We start from the raw sequence: 18,128 nt of genomic DNA, 5'->3' as shown, positions 1-18,128 counted from the left end.
CCCCTCCTCGTCTCGCCCGCTACACGCGCCGCCATGCGCATCGCCTTCATGGGTACACCGGATTTTGCCGTGCCGACGCTCGACGCCCTGCTCGCCGCCGGGCACGAGGTGGTCGCCGTCTATTCGCAGCCGCCGCGCCCCGCAGGACGCGGCAAGGCGCTTCGCCCCTCCCCCGTTCAGCAGCGGGCGGAGGACGCGGGTATCGAGGTCAGGACCCCTCTCACGCTGCGCGACGCGGAGGCCCAGGCCGCGTTTGCTGCACTCGATCTCGATGCAGCGGTGGTCGCCGCTTACGGGCTGATCCTGCCGCAACCGATCCTCGATGCGCCGCGCCGGGGCTGCCTCAACGTCCACGGCTCGCTGCTGCCGCGCTGGCGCGGCGCGGCGCCGGTGCAAAGGGCGATCCTCGCCGGGGACGCCCTGACCGGCGTGACGATCATGCAGATGGAGCGTGGGCTCGACACCGGCCCGATGCTCGCCACCGTCGAGACGCCGGTCGGCCGCAAGACCGCGGGAGCGCTGACCGAGGAGCTCGCGACGCGCGGCGCGGCGCTGATGGTCGAGACGCTGGCCCGGCTCGACGCGATCGTTCCGGTACCGCAGCCCGAGGAGGGCGTCACCTACGCCGCCAAGATCGGCAAGGAGGAGGCGCGGCTCGATTTCGCCCACAGCGCGGCCGATGTCGAGCGGCAGGTCCGCGCCTTCGCGCCGGCGCCGGGCGCCTTCTTCCTGTTCGGCGGAGAGCGGATCAAGGTCCACGCGGCCGAGATCGGCACGCTCTCCGGCACGCCGGGCACGGTGCTCGACCACGGTCTCGCCATCGCCTGCGCCACCGGCTCGATCGTGCCGACGCTGGTCCAGCGCGCCGGGCGGGCGCCGATGACGCCGGCCGAGCTGCTCCGCGGCTTTGTCGTCCCCGCCGGCGCGACGCTGGGATGACGCGCTTCCGCCTGATCGTCGAGTTTGACGGGCGGCCGTTCATGGGCTGGCAGCGCCAGGCCCATGGCCCCTCCGTCCAGCAGGCGATCGAGGAGGCCGTGGAGGCGATCACCGGCGAGCAGGCGGTGCTGCACGCCGCCGGGCGGACCGACGCCGGGGTTCACGCTTTGGCGATGAGCGCCCATGTCGAGATCGCGCGCGGGATCAGCGCCTTCCGCCTTTCAGACGGGCTCAACGCCCGGCTCCGCCCGCTGCCGATCGCGATCCTCTCGGCCGAGGAGGTCGCCGAAGACTGGCACGCCCGGTTCAGCTGCATCGGCAGGCGCTACGTCTATCGGATCGTCAATCGCCGCGCCCCTCTCACCATCGAGGCGGGGCGCGCATGGCAGGTGGCGGTGCCGCTCGATGCAGAGGCGATGGACGCCGCCGCCAAAGCGCTCGTCGGCCGGCACGATTTCACCACTTTCCGCTCGGCCCAATGCCAGTCGGAAAGTCCGGTGAAGACATTGGACCGGCTGGACGTGATTCGCGACGGCGAGCGGATCGAGGTGCACGCCGCCGCCCGCTCGTTCCTCCACCACCAGGTGCGCTCGATGGTCGGCTGCCTGCAACTGGTCGGCCGCGGCAAATGGAGCGCCGACGATCTGCGGGACGCGCTCGCGGCGCGCGATCGCGCCGCGCTCGGCTTCAACGCGCCGCCCGACGGCCTGTTCTTCGTCGAGGCGCTCTACTGACCGGCGTGCAGGCGCCGACCCCGCGCGGCGGGCCGCGCAGGCGCGCCGAGACCGAAGACGCGGCTCAGCGCCCGGTCCAGCATCAGCAATTGCCAGAGCAGCCGCCCGTGATCGGCCCGGCCGGCGCGATGGTCGGCAGCGACGCGTGCGATCGCCGCCTCGTCGAACCAGCCGAGTTCGGTCAGCGCGGGGCTGCGCGCGATCCCCTCGGCCGTCTCGGCCAGCGGTCCCCGGAACCAGGCGGCGATCGGCGTGACGAAGCCCATCTTGCGACGGTGGAGGATCTCGTCCGGCAGATAGCGACCCAGCGCCCGCTTCATCAGATATTTGCCGGTGCCGCCGCGCAGCCGCAGCCGCGACGGCAGCCGGGCCGCGAACTCGACCAGGCGATGGTCGAGCAGCGGCTCGCGCGCCTCCAGGCTCACCGCCATCGAGGTGCGATCGACCTTGGTGAGAATGTCTCCCGGCAGCCAGATCTTGAGGTCGGCATATTGGGCGCGACCGAGCGCATCGCGCGCCGGCGCGCCCCGCATGGCCTCGACATAGCGCTGCTCGCCACGATGACCCTGTAAGGCGCGTCTCAGCTCAGGCGTGTAAATCCTTGATCTTGCGAGCGGAGGCGTCACGCCGACAGCCATCGCATAGGCTTCCTCGCTGCTCTGGCCGAGTGCCTGCAGGGTCGTCTTGGCGCGGAACATCTGCGGCGCCCAGTCGAGCTTGGGATAGGCATCTCCGAGCCGCCCGATCAGGCTGCGGGCACCCTGCGGAAGCAGGCCCCGCACCCGCTCCTCGGCCGAGAACAGGCGGTAGCGGCGATAGCCCGCGAAGGCCTCGTCGGCGCCATCTCCGGACAAAGCGACGGTGACCCGCTCGCGCGCGAGCTCGGACACGCGGTAGGTGGCGAGCGCGGAGGCATCGGCGAACGGCTCGTCGAATGCGGCGCTGAGCGTCTCGATCAGGCCGAAATCGTCGGCGGCGACGGTCCGGCTGCGGTGGCTGGTGGCGAAGCGTTCGGCGACCTGCGCGGCATAGGCCGTCTCGTCGTGATCGGCCTCGGTGAACCCGATCGAGCAGGTCTCCACGGCAGCCCGGCTCGCTTCGGCCATGAAGGCGACGACGGCGGAACTGTCGACGCCGCCGGAGAGAAAGGCGCCGAGCGGCACGTCGGCGACCATGCGCGAGCGCACCGCCGCGCGCAGCCGCTCGACGAGCTCTTCCTCGAGCGCGGCGGCCGAGCCGCGCGCCTCGCCGGAAAAATCCACGTCCCACCAGCGGGTCGGGGCGGGCACCGGGCGGCCGCGCTGCACGAGCAGGAAATGTCCGGCAGGCAGCTTGCGAACGCCTTCGACGAAACAGGCGTCGTCGGGCACGTAACCGAGCGTGAAATAATCCTCCACCGCCTGCGGCGATACTTCACGCCGGAGCAGAGGGTGCGCTAGCAAGCCTTTGAGTTCAGATGCGAATACAAGTGCACCGTCGGGCAATGTGGCGATATGGAGCGGCTTCACGCCAAGCCGGTCGCGGGCCAGGAACAGGCAGTCCCGCCCGCCATCGTAAAGGGCGAAGGCGAACATGCCGTTGAGCCGCGACAGGCAGTCGGGCCCCCATTGGGACCATGCGGCGAGCACCACCTCGGTATCGCTGTCGGTGCGGAACGCATGGCCCTTCGCCTCCAGCTCTGCGCGCACCTCGCGGAAATTGTACACCTCGCCATTGTAGCTCAACGCCAGCCGACCGTCGCCCGAGACCATCGGCTGCACGCCGCCCTCGAGATCGATGATCGACAGCCGCCGATGACCGAGGCCTACGCCGGGCGCGGTCCACACCCCGCTCCCATCGGGTCCGCGATGCGCCAGCGTGTCGGCCATCGCACGGACTCGCGCCGGATCGACCGGCTTGGGAACCGCCGGATGGAAAATGCCTGCTATGCCGCACATCAGCGGGCCTCTGGCAGGCCCGCGGCCCGGTCGGCAAGCGGGGCGATCGGGCCGAGCGACGAAAGGAAGGCATCGATCGCCGGACGGGTGCCGTCCGGTCGCGCCGGGGCGGAGACGAGCACCGCCACGGCACGTTGCGGCCCGCCGAGCAGCCGCACCCGCGCCGTCTCCAGCTTCACGGCAGCGGCGCTGCCGGTGAGGATCCGCCCGACGCGATAGAAGCTGACCACCTCGCGGACGTCGTCGTGCGAGGCGATGCGCTCCGCCCGGCCGCTCGGCGGCGCCGGCGCATCGGCGGTCCAGGCCCAGGCGCCGTCGGGGGCGATCGCACCCTGGCCGAAGCCGATCAGCTCGCGCCCCTCCTCCTGTCGTGCGAAGAGCGCGATGGCGAGATCGACTTCCCGGCCGGCGGCGTTGCGGTAGCGGCCCATGCGGAGGACGTCGGCGCCGGCGAAATGCGGCTCCCAGGGCCGTCCCCGGTCCGCCGGAACCCGGGTCCAGCCGGGCACTTCGGGAAGCGCGATGTCGGCGGGGGCGGGCTGCGCCGCCGAGGCGATTGCGGCGGACCACAAGGGCGCAGCGGCGGCGAGCGCCACCGCCGCGGCCGCGACCTGGACGAGATGGCGGTGCGAGCCTGGCGGACCGGCCAGGTCGGCCGGATCGAACCAGGGATCGTTCACGCGCCGGTCGAAGAACGGCCAGCCGGCGGCCATGATCAGGACCATGACCACGGCGAAGAAGATCCAGCCGTAGAGGATATGATCGAAGCCGACCGCCGACTCGATCCCGACCCATTCCGCGACGTAGATCGTCCCCCAGGCGCGGATCCCGTTGGCCAGGATCGGGATCGCCGTCGCTGCGGCCATGAACAGGATCCGGCGCGTCCGGGAGCGGAAGCAGACGTTCGCCACCAGCGCGCCGTAAGCGAGCATCGCGACGAGGAAGCGGACGCCCGAGCAGGCCTCGGCGACCTCGAACAGGCCGGCCGGCGTGGTGATGAAGATGCCTTCGATATGGGCGGGAATGCCTGCGATCCCGAGCAGGGCCATCGCGATCTCCGCGGTGACCGTCTGCATCATCGGCACGATCTCCTCGCCCGCGGGGACGAGGAAGACGAGGTAGAAGAGCGGAAAGGCGATGCCGCGCGCCACCGACCGGCCAAGGGTCGCGACCACCGTGCCCTGCAGCATCAGGACGAGCGCCGCATGGCGCGCCAGCGCCACGCCGCCCGCCTCGCCGAGCAGCCACAGGAGGGCGCCAGCGCCGACGGCGAGCAGGCCCGGTATCCAGGGCGCCGGAGCAAGCTGCCGGAGCTCCGGCAGCCGCTGCCAGATCAGCCAGGCGACGATCGGCGGAATGAGGAAGCAATGGTTGAACGTCGCGCTACGCCACCAGATCGTCGCCATGCCGATCGCGTCGCGGTGGAACAGGACGAGAATCGCCGCGGCGACGGCGCCGAGACCGAGCAGGTGGCTGCGCCATCCATCGGCCGCGGCGGCCGGCGCCGCATCGCGGGCCGGCGTGATCGGGAGCAGCGCCGTCATGCCGCGGCCTGACGCTGGGGAATTCCGATCAGCCCGGCGAGCGGCGCGAGGCGAACGTCCCAGCGATAGGCGTCCTCCATCCGGCGGCGCGCGGCGGCCGCGATCGTCGCGGCGCGGACCGGATCGGCGAGCAGCAGCCGGATCTCGCGCGCCTGCTCGGCCGCGCTCTCGGCGACGATCAGGTCACGCCCTGGCGCCGCGTCGATGCCTTCGAACGCCGCCGGCGAGGCGACCACCGGTCGGCCCATCGCCATCGCCTCCAGCACCTTGTTCTGGACGCCCCGGGCGATACGCAGCGGCGCCACGACCAGATCGGCCGAGACGAGCCAGCTCCGCGTGTCGGGCACCGCGCCGGTCACCTCGATCCGGCCCGGCTCGGCGAGGCGCTGAACGGCGGGCGTCGGATTGCGGCCGACGATGGCGAAGGTGGCGCCGGGCACGGCCGGCAGCACCTCTTCGGCGAACCAGCCGACAGCATCGACATTGGGCGCATAGTCCATCTGGCCGGTGAAGACGATCAGCGGCCCGTCCGGGCGCGGCGCCGCCGGCACCGCCGCCGCGGGATCGTAGAAATCGAGATCGACGCCGTTGTGCAGCGCACGAACGTCGCCGTGACGAAGGTCGACGCGGCTGCGGAACAGCGCGGCCTCCGCGTCGCTGACGAACAGGCTGGCCGAGGCGCGAGCCGCGGTCGCGCGCTCGAAGGCGGCGAGGCGCCGGGCCTCCCGGCGATAGAGGGGGGCGAGGACGCCGCCGCGCGCCGCATAAGCCTCGAACTTGGCCGAATCGACATCGACGAAGTCCATCACCAGCCGCGCCCGCTTCGGAACGAACTGCGCCATCTGCCCGGAGAATGCGAAGACGGTCGAGACCGGATGGTCCGAGAGTATCCGCGCCACGAAGCCGTGCATCGCCTTGCTGTCGAACAGGGTGAGCGAGAGCGGCTTTCCCTGGACGAGCGCGCGCGCGGCGGCCGCCGCCCTGCCCGTCCTGCGCACCTCGACATGCGCTTCGCCGAGGCGGCCGTCGAGCGCCGCCCGCAGGGCCGGCAGATGCGCCGCATCCGCCTCGTCATCCGCAAAGGCGGCCAAGTGGACCGTGCCGTGCCGCGCCAGTTCCTTGAGGATGTGCCACGAGCGGATCTTGTCGCCGCGATCGGGCGGGAACGGGATGCGGTGGGCGAGGACGAGGATGTCGCTCATCCCAGCCCCCGCGCGATCGGCGGTCCGAGACGGTTGGCGAGCCACAGGGGCAGCTTGCGCCAGGCGGCGACCTGCAGCCGGTATTTGGGGCTCATCGGGTTGGTTTCGCGGGCGTCGCCGCGGGTCGCGTAGACCAGGGGTCGCGGCTCGAAGCCCCAGTTCTTCTTGAACGCATAGGCGCCGGTCCCGAGCTTCGACCGACCGAAGTCGAAACGCGTGCAGCCGCGGCGGGCGGCGTGGCGCATCAGCTCGTAATAGAGAAGATCGTTGGCGCGGAGCGCCCGCGCCTCGCCGGTGCCGCCGCCCCAATAGGGATAGACGGTGCCGCGATGATAGAGGCTGAGCACCGAGGCCACCGGCCGGCCGGCGTGCCGGATGGTGAGAATGTCGGCATCCTCCCCGAACGCAGCCAGGAAAGCCTCGAACAGGCGGCGCGGGAAGACGGGCGTCCCGAGGTTGCGGACGCTCTCGCTATAGGCGCGGTAATGGGCCCGAACGTCGCGGTCGACGCGCACCTCGAGCCCGAAGCCCAGCGCCCGCCGCACCTCCGCCCTCTGCTTGCGCGGGATCGCCTTGAGGATCGCCTCGTCCTCGGCGGCGAGCGGACGTGCGAAGCTGGCGTAGACGCCTTCGTGCCGGCTCCAGCCCGAGGGCACGGGGCCGCCGCGCAGCTCGACGCTGCCGCAGCCTCGCTCCTGCGCCAGCTGCCAGGCCGCCTCGGCGAGCGGCTCCACGCCCTCGCCGAGCACGCCGCCGCCGATGCCGAAGCCGGTCGAGACCAGCGCGGCGCCGAACAGGGGTGAGCGCATCTCGGTGAGCGGCAGCAGGCCGACCAAAGCTCCGCGGCCGTCCTCGGCGAGCAAGAGGTGCGCCGGCTGGCCGCAGCCCTGTGCCACCGCTTCGGTCCATTCGGGCCGATGGAAGAGCTCCGCCTCCGGATGCGCGTCGACGAAGCCGCGGATCGCGGGCCCGTCCGCCGTGGAGGCGGCGCGGACGGTAACGATGGGGGTGAGCGCGTTCATGTCAGCCGCGCAGCCTCGGCCGCGACGACGTCATCGGTGCGGCCCCAATCATGTGCAGACAACAGTTTCAGCAACTTGGAGCGCATTGCTGAGAGACGGCTATAATGCCGCAGTCGGGACTTGAGCGGCGCCGCGGCGACTCTCGGCTGCTCGGGATCGATCTCCCAGGGATGGAAATAGAAGACGGCGGGGCGCGCCTCCGTCCGGTTCACCCGACCGATCGCCCAGGTCGAGAAGCGATAGGGCAGCAGCCGGAAGAAGCCCCCGCCCCCTGCGGCGAGCCGGCGCCCGCCGATCTCGACCGTCGTGACCGGCAGCTCGATCAGCTCTCCATCCGCCAGCGGGCGGTGGGCGAAGCGCGGCGCCTCGGGCCAGCCGTAATGATCGTGCGCGATCGGCGCGACGCTGGAGGAATAAGCATAGCCTTCCTCGGCGAGGATCGGATGCGCCCAGGGCGTGCGGGCGTCGATCGAGAAGCTGGGCGCGCGGTAGCCGCGCGGCGCGACGCCGCCGGCATCGGCGATCGCCGCATGGGCGCGGCGCAGGTCGGCGCGGAAGGCTTCGGGCGCCATGGTGAACACGCGGTCATGGTCCCAGCCGTGGCTGGCGATCTCGTGCCCCGCCTCGACGATCCGGCGGATCAGAGCGGGATGCCGCTCGGCGACCCAGCCGAGGGTGAAGAAGGTCGCCTTCACACCGGCCTCGGCGAAGAGATCGAGCACGGCGTCGCAATTGCGCTCCACCCGGCGCGGCAGCGCGTCCCAGTCGCTCTTGGTGATCACGCGCTCGAACGCGCCGACCTGGAACCAGTCCTCGACGTCGACGGACAGGGCGTTCAGCATAAAGTCTCTCCGCCGCGTCAGGCGGCGTTGCTGCGATAGCCCGGGGCGTCGCTGTTCTCGACCCATTCGACGAGCAGGGTCAGCACGCGCCGGAGCACCACCTCCTGCTCCTCCAGCCGCGACTCCAGCGCAGTGACGCGCTGGGCGAGCACCGCGTCCCGCGGCGCCTCGCCCGAGTTGGCGGCCTGTATCGCGGGACGCAGCGCATGGACATGTTCCTCGCTGCGCTGCGGACGATCGGCCTCCATGTCGGCGCCGACGGTCTCGACGGCATCGGCGCCGATCCGGTCGAGCCGCTCGATCGCGCCGTGGAGCAGTACGCGGTTGGCGAGCTGGTTGACCTTGCGCGGGATGCCGCCGCTGTGGCGGTGGATCGCCGCATAGGCGCCCGGATCAAAGGAGGGCCGGCCGTTCCAGCCGGCGATGGCGAGCCGGTGAACGATGTACGGCTCGATCTCGTTCGGCTCCATCGCGTCGAGATGATGCGCGGCGATGACTCGCTGGCGAAGCTGCTCGAGCCCCGGATCGCTCGCCAGCCTATCCCGGAACTCCGGCTGCCCCAGAAGGAAAATCTGAAGCAAGGCACGGCCTTGGCTCGTATAGTTGGAAAGCATCCTCAGCTCTTCGAGCGCCGAGGTGGGCAGGTTCTGCGCCTCGTCGACGATCAACAGGGTGCGTTTCCCGGCGGCCGCTTCCTGGCTCATCTTCTGCTCGATGCGGTCGAGCAGCGCCGCCTTGGCGACCCCGCTGGTCGAGATACCGAGGCCCAGCGCGGTGAGGCGCAGCATGTCGTCCCCTTCCACCTGGGTGGAGACGAGGCTGACGGCGTTGAGCCGCTCGCGATCGATCGTGGCGAGAAGGTGCGCGACCAGGGTGGACTTGCCGGCGCCGATCTCGCCGGTGATCGTGATGAAGCCCTCACCCTGAGCGAGGCCGTAGCCGAGATAGGCGAGCGCCTTCTTGTGCGTCTTGCTGTCGAACCAGAAGCGCGCGTCGGGGGTAAGCTGGAAGGGCCGGGCGGAAAGGCCGTAATGCTCGGTGTACATCGTCTCTCCGTCCTTCTCAGAAGGCGTAGCTGAGGCCGAACAGGATCGAGCCGACGGTGCTGTCGAACTCCCCGGCCTGGCTGGTGTAAAGGCCGGCGGCGACGTTCGCGCGCAGGCGGTCGAGGAACAGGCGCCGGCTGTAATTGGCGCTGACCCCGGTGTTGAAGCTTCCATCCGTCCCGTCGATGCCGCTGTCGTACCAGCCGGCGAAGGCCGCGAGACCGAGGCTCGAGGTGCGGCCGAGCTGACGGTTGGCCGAGGCGCTGAGGCTGAAGCTCTGGTCAGTCACGCCCTCCAGGATGAAGTCGGCTCCAGGAGGCGCGAAATAGCGGCGGTTGTCGTAACCGGCACCGAGGCCGAAGCTCCACGGGCCGCGCCCGCCGGAGAGCAGGACGTTGGCGCCGCGGCTGCGGAAGTTGAAATTGTCGATCGACTGCAGAGCGTCGTCGAAGCAGGCGCCGGTGCCGGGGTTCGTCCCGAAGACGCAGCCGCCCGGGCCGATCGGCCCGCCGGTCAGCTGGTCGCGCCGGATGTTGAAGCTCTGCGGCACGCCGGCGAGGTCGGTGACCAGCAGGCGGCCGAAGCTCGACACATTGTCGTAGACCGACGCGCTCAGCGCATAGTTCTTGTTGATCTGGTGCTGGAGCGAGCCGGTGACGGTGGTCCCGCCGTAGCGGTGGCCGATCCGCGCCTGCAGCTCGGTGCGCGGGCTCGGCCGCCAGATCACGCCGGCATCGTAGATCGCGCCGTCGATCTCCATCGTGTGGAGGCGCGGCCGGGACGGATCGGCGATCAGGCGCCCGTCGGGCCCGATCACCGGCACGCCGCCGGCGGTCCGCACCACGTCCTGCTGCGATCCGGCCATCTCCTCCCAGCCGGCGCCGGCGGTCAGCGCCAGCGTCGGCGAGATCGGCAGCACGACGTCGCCGCGGACGTATTTGCCCTCGAACGTCGAATCGAGCCGGTTCATGTCCTCGCGCACGTAGCCGCCGCCGACGGTCCAGCCGAACGGCAGCTCGCCGGGGTCCATGCCGACGCTGGCGGTGAGATTGTGGACGGTGCTGCTCGAATAGCGGTCGATCGGCGCAAGACCGGCCGGCGCGCCGGCAAGGCCGTGGTCGTCGACATAGACGATGCCCAGCCGATAGGCGGCGTTGACGCTGACCGGCCCCGCGTGGGTGCTCAGCGTCGGACCGGCATAGGCGCTGTAGATCTCGGCCGAGCCGGGATCGTCGACGGTGCGGAAGTTCGCGACCGGATTGCGCGGATCGGCCGAGGAACGGGTCGCGAGCGCGCCGGCATCGAGCGCCAGCAGGCCGGGAACGGCATCGACGTGCACGGCGGCGAGGCCGCTATGGCTGTCGTCGTCCTCGATGCGGCCGTTCCAGGCGATGCGATGCTGATAATTGTAGCTGATCGTGGCGGTGACCCGGCGCCCCTCGAGATGCGCGTCGACGCCGCCGCCGACGCCCGTGTAGGTCAGCACGTCGCCATCGTTGAAGTCTGCGGTCAGGACCTGCTGGATCTCGAGATAGGGCTGCACGCTGGTCCTCGGCGCGCCGTTGACGCCGGCGGCCGCCGCGAAGGCGATGCCGGCGGCGAGCGCGACCGATGCGAAGCTTCGGCCCTTGAGCCACGGGAGCTGGGCTATCTTCATTGGCCATATCCATAATAGCTGCCGAAGCGGCGGCCTGTGACTGCAAAGCCCGTTCCGTTGAGGAGCAGGCGGACGTTCTCGCAGCCGGAAAGCAGGCCCACTGCCTCGCGCAGATCGGCTTCGGTGGTCTGGTCGGCCCGGACCACCATCAGCAATTGCCCTGCATGGCTTGCCAGCACCGTGGCCGGAGACGCCATCAGCGCCGGCGGCGTGTCGAACAGGATGATGCGGCGCGGATCCGAGAGCCGCGCCAGCAGGCCGCGGGTCCGCTCGGAGGCGAGCAATTCGGGGACCTCGGCGACGCGGCGCCCGGCCGGAAGCACCGAGAGGCCCGGCACGTCGGTGCGGATGATCAGATCCTCCGGGTCGATCGACGGATCGGCGAGGGCGTCGATCAGGCCCGCTTCGCCCTCGAGGCCGAGGGTCGAGAGAATCTCCGGCTTGGGAAAGTCGCCATCGACGAGCAGCACCTCGAGATCGCGCTCCGCGGCAAGCGAAAGCGCGAGGTTGAGCGCGCAGAAGGTCTTTCCTTCGTCGGGGTTCGCCGAGCAGACGAGGATCGTCCGCGCGGTCTCTCCGCCTTCCTCGATGCCGCGCAGCAGCTGGCGCTTGACGATCCGGAACTCCTCGGTGAGCGGGCCGCCCGGCGCGTCCGGATCGATGAAGCCGCCTTCCTGCAGCCTGGCGCGATCGATCGCCTGCTCGCCCGCGGCGGGCTCCCGGTCGCGGACCGGCACCGCTTCGGGTGCGACCCGCGGCGCCGGCTGCGGCCGGGGCGCGGCAAGCTCCGGCTCCGGCCTGGGGGTGGTTGCGACGGGCGTCTGCGCCGGCGCGGCCGCCGGCGCCCCGGCGCCGATGCCGAAGCCGTAGAGCTCCGCCGCGCGCTCGAGCAGCGAGCCGCCGGTGCGAAGGGGTGTCTGATCGTTCATTGCTGTCCCCTCACGCAACCGTGCTGCGCTGCCAGAATTCGACCAGCATCAGCAGCGCATAGCTGGCGGCCAGCGCCCCTGCTCCGCCGCCGAGCCAGACCAGGCGCTGCCGCCGCACGGCCCTGCCCTGCTCCGTCACCACCTCGCTGATCGATCCGAGCACCGGCAGGCCGGTCGCCGCCTCCAGGCGGCTCTGGGTCGGGAAGGTCGTCTGGAGCTGGCCACGGACGAAGGCCGCGCCGATACCGGCGCCGATCGCCGCAACCAGGATCAGGGTCAGCAGGATCGGACGGTTCGGCGCCACCGGGATGCGCGGCGCCGAGGGCGGATCGATCACCTTGAACTTGACCGCATCGGTCTTGTTCTGGACGTCGCTGCGCAGCCGGACCTGCTCGCGATCCTCGAGCAACTTGTCATACTGCCGCTTCAGCACATCGTAGTCGCGGTTCAGCTTCGCCTGCTCGGCGGCGACGCCGGGCTCCGTCGCCTGGCGCGATTCGAGTTGGGCGAGATCGGCCTGGATCTGGGCCTTGCGGGCGGAGGCGGCCTGCGCCTGGGCCTCGCGTTCGGCGACCATCGAGCGCAACGTGACATAGGCGGGATTGGCGATTCCGCCGCCACCGGCCGGCTCGCGCGCGGCGACCGGCCGCAGCCGCTCGATCTGCGAGCGGATCGAGACCATGTCCGGATGGGCGTCGGTCCAGCCGCGCGCGGCATTCTGGGCGAGCATCGCCTCGAGCTGGGCGATCTGGTTGGTGGCCGGGCCGCCGATGCCGCCGCCCGCGCCCGGAATGGTCGCCGGCGTGCTGCCGAGCTGGCCGCGCAGCGCCGCCAGCGAGCTCTGCGCCTGGACGAGCTGCTGGTCGACGCCCGAGAGCTCGGCGCGCGCACTCGCCATGCGAGAGCCGATCGAGCCCTCGCCGGGCAGCAGTCCGAGATATTTCTGCTCGAAGTCGACGCGGCGCTGCTCCGCCGCCTGAAGGTCCTGCTCCCGCCGCCGCAACTCCTCGTCGAGGAAGGTCAGGCTCTGCGCCGCCTCGTCGCGATCGCCGGCGAGGTTGCCCTCGACGAACAGATCCAGGAGGTTCTGGACCACGGCGGCGGCGAGCCGGGCGTTCTGGGCGTTGGAGAAGCCGGAGACGCTCGAGGTCGCGCTGATCTCGAACAGATTGTCCTGCTGGGCGGTGATCTTGATCACCTTGCGCAGATTGTCGACCTGCACGGCGAGATCGCGCTCGCTGGCGACGAGCGTGTTGAGCTCGGTGCGGCGAACCACCCTCTCGAGATTCTCGGTCGAGGTCAGCGTCTGCTTGATCCGTGCGATGTCGCCCTGCCGCTCCAGCGCCGTGATGCCGACCTGGTTGGGGAGGATCGACTGCAGCTGGACGAAGACGCGCGCCCGCGATTCGTAGCTGTTCGGGATCAGCGCCACGACCAGCCAGCCGGCGAGGCACAGCGCCCAGGCGACGCCGAGCGCCAGCCAGCGGCGGCGCCAGACCTGGTGCACGGAAATTCGCAGCTGTTCGTAAAGTCCGTCCATCCGGTCGTTCGTCCTGGTCAGTGAAAGGAGGGCTGCGGCGTCAGAACATGCTTTCGGGAATGATGATGACGTCGCCCGGCTCGAGCCGGACGTTGGCGCGGGTGTCGCCCTTCTTGAGCAGGCGGGCGATCTTGAGGTCGTATTCCTTCTGCGCCCCCGAGGCGCGATCGTGGCGGATCAGCCGCGCGCGATCGCCGGCGGCATATTCGGAGAGCCCGCCGACCTCGATCATCGCGTCGAGCAGGGTCATATTGGCGCGATACGGCAGCGAGGCCGGCTTGGCGGTCGCTCCGACGATGCGGATCTGCTGGCCGAACGTGCCCTGGAAGCTGTCGACCATCACCGACACGCGGGGATCCTCGACATATTGGGTCAGCGACATGCGGATGTCCTCGGCAAGCTCGGCCGGAGTCTTGCCGGCGGCCTGGAGGTCGGAGATCAGCGGCGTGGTGATCATGCCGTCGGGACGGACCTGCACCTTCCCGCCCAGCTCGCTGTTGCGCCACACGAAGATGTTCAGGCTGTCGAGCGGTCCTATGATGTACTTCTCGCCGGTCGCGTCGTCGGAGCCGACGAAGGTCGCCGGCGGCAGGGCCTGGCCGGCACGGGGAGCCGAGGCGCAGCCGCTCAGGGCCGCCGCACTGACGCCGAGAATGAGGGCGAGCTTGGACTTGTGCATAGCGTGTTCCTCTTCACGACTCTGCTGCGCATCGGCACGCGACGAGCGCAGATTTGGGTCCCTGATGCGCGTGAGAGGTAAAATTACCGTTAGGAACAATGGCCTTTCGGGCGGCGTCCCAGAACGGGACCGGCGCGGGACGGCGGTTAACGCCGACTGGAGGCGAGTCCGGGTCGTCCTGTAAGCCGTTGGGATCGCCCGCCGATCCGCCGGGCGCTGCGCGGCTCCGGGTCACGGCAGCGCGTCAGGCGACCAGGCTTCCGATTGCGCGGCCCTGCCCCTCCCGCCCGGATCGGATCAGGAGGCAGCGACCACCATCTCGCATGCCGGCGGATGGCCGAGAAAGGCCTGGGGGCTGGCGGACAGGCCATAGGCGCCGGCCATGAACACGGCGACGACGTCGCCGACCTCGGCGCGCGGCGTCATGACGTCATCGGCGAGCCGGTCGAGCGGCGTGCAGAGGCAGCCGACGATGCTCACCTCCTCCTCGCCGGCGGCGCCGAAGCGGCTGGCAATGGCCACCGGGAAGTTGCGGCGGACGACTTGGCCGAAATTGCCCGACGCGGCGAGCTGGTGGTGCATTCCGCCGTCGGTGATCAGGAAGGTCTTGCCGAAGCTGGTCTTCCGATCGACCACCCGGGTCAGGTAGACGCCGGCTTCGCCGACGAGCCAGCGGCCGAGCTCGATCGCAAAGCCGGCATTGCCGAGCACCGCGGGGCGGGCGGCGAGCGTCTCGTGCAGCGCCCGCCCGACAAGCTCGACGTCGAGCGGCGCCTCGCCGTGGAAATAGGCTATGCCGAAGCCGCCGCCGAGATTGACCAGGGGCGGCGCCACCTCCGCCGCGTCGGACAGCCGCGCGGCGAGCGCGACCGTCGCGGCCTGCGCCTCGATCAGCGCGGCCGCGTCCAGTGCCTGCGAGCCGGCGAAAATGTGGAAGCCGCGATAGTCGGCGCCGCTCTCCACCAGCCGGCGGACGAGCGCCGGAACGCGCTCGGCATCGATGCCGAACGGCCGCGCGCCGCCGCCCATCCGCATTCCCGAGCCGCGGATCTCGAAATCGGGGTTGACCCGAACCGCCAGGCGCGGACGGACGCCGCGGGCACGGCCGAGCGCCAGCGCGCGGTCCGCCTCGCCTTCCGATTCGAGGTTGATCGTCACGCCCGCGTCGATCGCCGCGCGCAGCTCCTCGTCGCGCTTTCCCGGTCCCGCGAACGAGATGTCGCCCGGGTCCATGCCTGCCGCGAGCGCCATCCGCATCTCGCCTGCCGAGGCGACGTCGAGCCCGTCGACCTGGTGGGCGATCGCCGAGAGCAGGGGCGCGAAGCTGTTCGCCTTGATCGCATAATGGAGGGAGACGCCGGGGAAGGCCACGCGGAAGCGGCGGATCCGCTCGGCGACCATCGCCAGATCGTAGACGAACAGCGGCGTGTCGCCCGCCTCGGCGATCAGCGCATCGGCCCTGCGCCCGCCGATCAGCAGCATGCCGGCCTCGCTCTCGAACCCCGCCGGAATCGCGCCCATCTTCTTGCTCACGCCATAAGCTCGCTCTTCAGCCGCTCCCGGTCGAGCTTGCCGTTCGGCGAACGCGGCAGCTCGTCCCGCCACAGGATCGCGGACGGTTGCATGAAATTGGGCAATTCGCGGCGCAGATGCGCCCGCAGGGCCTCGTCCGGCCCGGTGCCGCGCACGACCAGGGCGATCGCCTCCCCCAGCCGGTGGTCGGGATAGCCGAGCGCCACTGCCTCGGCGACGACGCCGCTCGCCACCGCCGCCTCCTCTACCTCGGTCGGGCTGACCCGGTTGCCGCTGGTCTTGATCATCGCGTCCTCGCGACCGACGAAATAGAACAGCCCTTCGGCGTCGCGGCGTACGCGATCGCCGGACCAGACGGCGGTGCCGCCGTAATGCGACATGGCCGGCGCGGGCCGGAAGCGCGCGGCCGTCCGCTCCGGATCGTTCCAATAGCCCTGCGCGACCAGCGGGCCGGCATGGACGAGCTCGCCGTCCTCGCCCGGCTCGGCCAAGCTGCCGTCGTCACGCGCCGCCAGCACCTCGGCGAACGGGATTGCCGTACCGATCGAATCGGGATGATCGTCGAGCAGGGCGGGATCGAGCGACGTCGAGCGAAAGGCCTCGGTCAGGCCGTACATCAGGTGGATCTCGGCCGCAGGGAAGAGCTCGCGCATCCGGCGGACGATCGAGACCGGCAGCCGCCCGCCCGAATTGGTCAGCCTGCGCAGCGACAGGGCTGCCGCCGGTGGCCAGGCAGCCTCGACCAGCTGCACCCAGAGCGGCGGCACGCCCGCCAGGGTCGTGATGCCGTGCGCTTCGACCGCGCGGATCACGTCGCGGGCGGCGAGATATTCGATCGGCACCACCGCCGCCCCCGCCGCCCAGCTCGCCAGCAGCTGGTTCTGGCCGTAGTCGAAGCTCAGCGGCAGCACGCCGAGCGTCCGGTCCTGCGGCCCGAGCCCGAGATAGGAGGCGACCGCCACCGCGCCCAGCCAGAGATTGGCGTGGCTCAGCATCACCCCCTTGGGGCGCCCGGTGGATCCGGAGGTGTAGAGCAAGGCGGCGAGATCGTCCGGATCGGCGGCGGAAGGGCCGAGCCGGTCGCCGGCATCGAGCATCGCCGCGCCTTCCTCCTCGGCCAGGGCCGGGCAAGGCAGATCGCCCTCGGCCAGCGTCGCCAGCCGCGCCGCGCCGCTGACCAGCAGGGACGCGCCGCTGTCGGCGAGGATGTGGGCGACCTGCCCGCGCTTCAGCAGCGGGTTGATCGGCACGTGGACGAGACCGGCGCGGGCGCAGGCGAGCGGCAGGACGCTGGTCATCCTCCCCTTCGGCAGCCAGCTCGCCACCCGGTCGCGCGGCGCCAGTCCCCTCGCCTTCAGCGCCGCGGCAAGCGCCGCCACCGCCTGCTCCAGCTCCGCGTAGCTCAGCAGCCCCTCGCGGGTGAGCAAGGCGGACGCCTCGCCCGCTCCGCAGGCGGTGAGATGATCGAGCGGCTTGGGATCGGGGGCTTGCACCTGGGCTCCTGGCTGCGCCACACCTCCGTGGCGGAGGGGGATTAGCGCGTTGGCCGCCGAGGTGGAACTGTTCGATGACTGGGAGGCCGTCGCCGGCGCGGCGGACGGCACCCTCGATCATGGGCGCCTGTTCGAGCGCCTGTCCTGGTTTCGCCTGCTCGCGGCGCATTGTCCCCCGGCGGGACGATTCCTCGCCGCCCGCGCGGCCGGCACCTGGCTGTTCCTCGCGCGCCGCGGACGCAGGGCCGAAGCCTATGCCAATTGGTACAGTCTGCGCTTCGGGCCGGCGGGCGGGTCCGCCGGCCTCGAGGCGATCGGGCGGCGGCTCCGCGCCGAGGGTGTCGTCCGCCTTTCCCTCTCCCCGATCGAGGACCCCGGCGCCACCGTCGGCGCGTTACGGCGCGCCGGCTGGATCGCACGCACGCAGCCGGCGACCGCGTCGTGGCAGATCGACGTGGGCGACCTTGATTTCGCAACCTATTGGGCGCGACGCCCCTCCCGCCTGCGCAATACGGCCGAGCGCCGCGCCAAGCAGCTCGACGTGGAGATCCACCGCCATTTCGACGCGGGGGCGTGGGCCGCCTATGAGGAGGTTTACCAGGCGAGCTGGAAGCCGGCCGAAGGCTCGCCCGCTTTCCTTCGCGCCCTGGCCGTCCAGGAACGGGACAGGCTGCGCCTCGGCATCGCCCGGCACGACGGGCGGCCGGTCGCCGCGCAGCTCTGGCTGGTCGAGGACGGCCGCGCGACGATCCACAAGCTCGCCTATCGCGAGGACGCCGCGCGGCTGGCGCCGGGCACGGTGCTCTCGATGGCGATGTTCCGCGCGGCGATCGATCAGGATGGCGTCGCGCGGATCGACTACGGCACCGGCGACGAGGCGTACAAGGCCGACTGGATGGACGAACGGCACATTCTGTGGCGGATCGACGCCTTCGATCCGCGCCGCCCGTCGGGGCTCCTGGCCGCCGCAAGGGCCACGGCCTCCACCCTTGTCGCCCGGTTTCGTAGGCGGTAGTCGCGTGACGCTCTTG

General features: G+C 71.0%; 15 protein-coding genes. 3 read left to right on the top strand and 12 right to left on the bottom strand.

Annotated elements, in window-relative coordinates:
• Positions 1-33 precede the first annotated feature (33 nt).
• Positions 34-939 carry a methionyl-tRNA formyltransferase gene (fmt, locus tag E2493_RS11505; protein ID WP_135086870.1) on the top strand — a complete coding sequence of 302 codons (906 nt, stop codon included), beginning with the start codon at positions 34-36 and terminating at the stop codon, positions 937-939.
• Entirely contained in the window at positions 936-1,673 is a 738-nt protein-coding gene (gene truA, locus E2493_RS11500; protein WP_135086868.1) for a tRNA pseudouridine(38-40) synthase TruA, read from the top strand. Before fmt ends, truA begins: the two co-directional genes overlap by 4 nt.
• Here the strand turns inward: truA and E2493_RS11495 are convergent.
• From E2493_RS11495 to E2493_RS11440, 12 genes are all read right to left on the bottom strand, one after another.
• Positions 1,667-3,610, bottom strand: a complete 1,944-nt coding sequence (locus E2493_RS11495) for an XrtA/PEP-CTERM system amidotransferase (protein ID WP_135086866.1) — start codon at positions 3,608-3,610, stop codon at positions 1,667-1,669. The genes truA and E2493_RS11495 overlap by 7 nt on opposite strands.
• A complete protein-coding gene (gene xrtA, locus E2493_RS11490) occupies positions 3,610-5,154 on the bottom strand; it encodes an exosortase A (protein ID WP_135086864.1) in 1,545 nt (514 codons plus the stop codon). Before xrtA ends, E2493_RS11495 begins: the two co-directional genes overlap by 1 nt.
• Positions 5,151-6,356, bottom strand: coding sequence for a TIGR03087 family PEP-CTERM/XrtA system glycosyltransferase (locus E2493_RS11485; RefSeq protein ID WP_135086862.1), 1,206 nt, complete (start codon positions 6,354-6,356; stop codon positions 5,151-5,153). The genes xrtA and E2493_RS11485 overlap by 4 nt, the downstream gene beginning before the upstream one ends.
• On the bottom strand, positions 6,353-7,378 hold the full coding sequence (locus E2493_RS11480; RefSeq protein ID WP_135086860.1) for a FemAB family XrtA/PEP-CTERM system-associated protein: 1,026 nt from the start codon (positions 7,376-7,378) through the stop codon (positions 6,353-6,355). Before E2493_RS11480 ends, E2493_RS11485 begins: the two co-directional genes overlap by 4 nt.
• On the bottom strand, positions 7,375-8,220 hold the full coding sequence (locus E2493_RS11475) for an XrtA system polysaccharide deacetylase (protein ID WP_135086858.1): 846 nt from the start codon (positions 8,218-8,220) through the stop codon (positions 7,375-7,377). The genes E2493_RS11480 and E2493_RS11475 overlap by 4 nt, the downstream gene beginning before the upstream one ends.
• Before the next feature lie 17 nt (positions 8,221-8,237).
• Positions 8,238-9,266: an ExeA family protein gene (locus E2493_RS11470; RefSeq protein ID WP_135086856.1), complete on the bottom strand. Its 1,029-nt coding sequence runs from the start codon at positions 9,264-9,266 to the stop codon at positions 8,238-8,240.
• Between the two features lie 16 nt (positions 9,267-9,282).
• Positions 9,283-10,923 (bottom strand): porin family protein, encoded by a 1,641-nt coding sequence (locus E2493_RS11465; protein ID WP_135086854.1) that lies wholly within the window; start codon positions 10,921-10,923, stop codon positions 9,283-9,285.
• Positions 10,920-11,852, bottom strand: coding sequence for an AAA family ATPase (locus tag E2493_RS11460; protein ID WP_135086852.1), 933 nt, complete (start codon positions 11,850-11,852; stop codon positions 10,920-10,922). The genes E2493_RS11465 and E2493_RS11460 overlap by 4 nt, the downstream gene beginning before the upstream one ends.
• Before the next feature lie 10 nt (positions 11,853-11,862).
• Positions 11,863-13,392 carry an XrtA system polysaccharide chain length determinant gene (locus tag E2493_RS11455; RefSeq protein WP_135086850.1) on the bottom strand — a complete coding sequence of 510 codons (1,530 nt, stop codon included), beginning with the start codon at positions 13,390-13,392 and terminating at the stop codon, positions 11,863-11,865.
• A 40-nt stretch (positions 13,393-13,432) separates the two neighbouring features.
• Positions 13,433-14,071: an XrtA/PEP-CTERM system exopolysaccharide export protein gene (locus tag E2493_RS11450; RefSeq protein ID WP_135086848.1), complete on the bottom strand. Its 639-nt coding sequence runs from the start codon at positions 14,069-14,071 to the stop codon at positions 13,433-13,435.
• 297 nt (positions 14,072-14,368) lie between these two features.
• Positions 14,369-15,592: a pyridoxal-dependent decarboxylase, exosortase A system-associated gene (locus tag E2493_RS11445; protein WP_135086904.1), complete on the bottom strand. Its 1,224-nt coding sequence runs from the start codon at positions 15,590-15,592 to the stop codon at positions 14,369-14,371.
• Positions 15,593-15,600: 8 nt separating this feature from the next.
• The gene (locus tag E2493_RS11440) at positions 15,601-17,097 is read right to left on the bottom strand and encodes an acyl-CoA ligase (AMP-forming), exosortase A system-associated (RefSeq protein WP_135086846.1); all 1,497 of its coding nucleotides are present in this window, start codon (positions 17,095-17,097) and stop codon (positions 15,601-15,603) included.
• Positions 17,098-17,158: 61 nt separating this feature from the next.
• On the opposite strand from E2493_RS11440, the gene E2493_RS11435 reads away from it, so the two are divergent.
• Positions 17,159-18,112, top strand: a complete 954-nt coding sequence (locus E2493_RS11435; protein ID WP_225421403.1) for a GNAT family N-acetyltransferase — start codon at positions 17,159-17,161, stop codon at positions 18,110-18,112.
• The last annotated feature ends 16 nt before the right edge of the window (positions 18,113-18,128 follow it).

It is taken from the genome of Sphingomonas parva (ex Maeng et al. 2020), assembly GCF_004564275.1.
GTDB lineage: Bacteria > Pseudomonadota > Alphaproteobacteria > Sphingomonadales > Sphingomonadaceae > Allosphingosinicella > Allosphingosinicella parva.
This window is presented reverse-complemented; position numbering and strand designations above follow the sequence as displayed.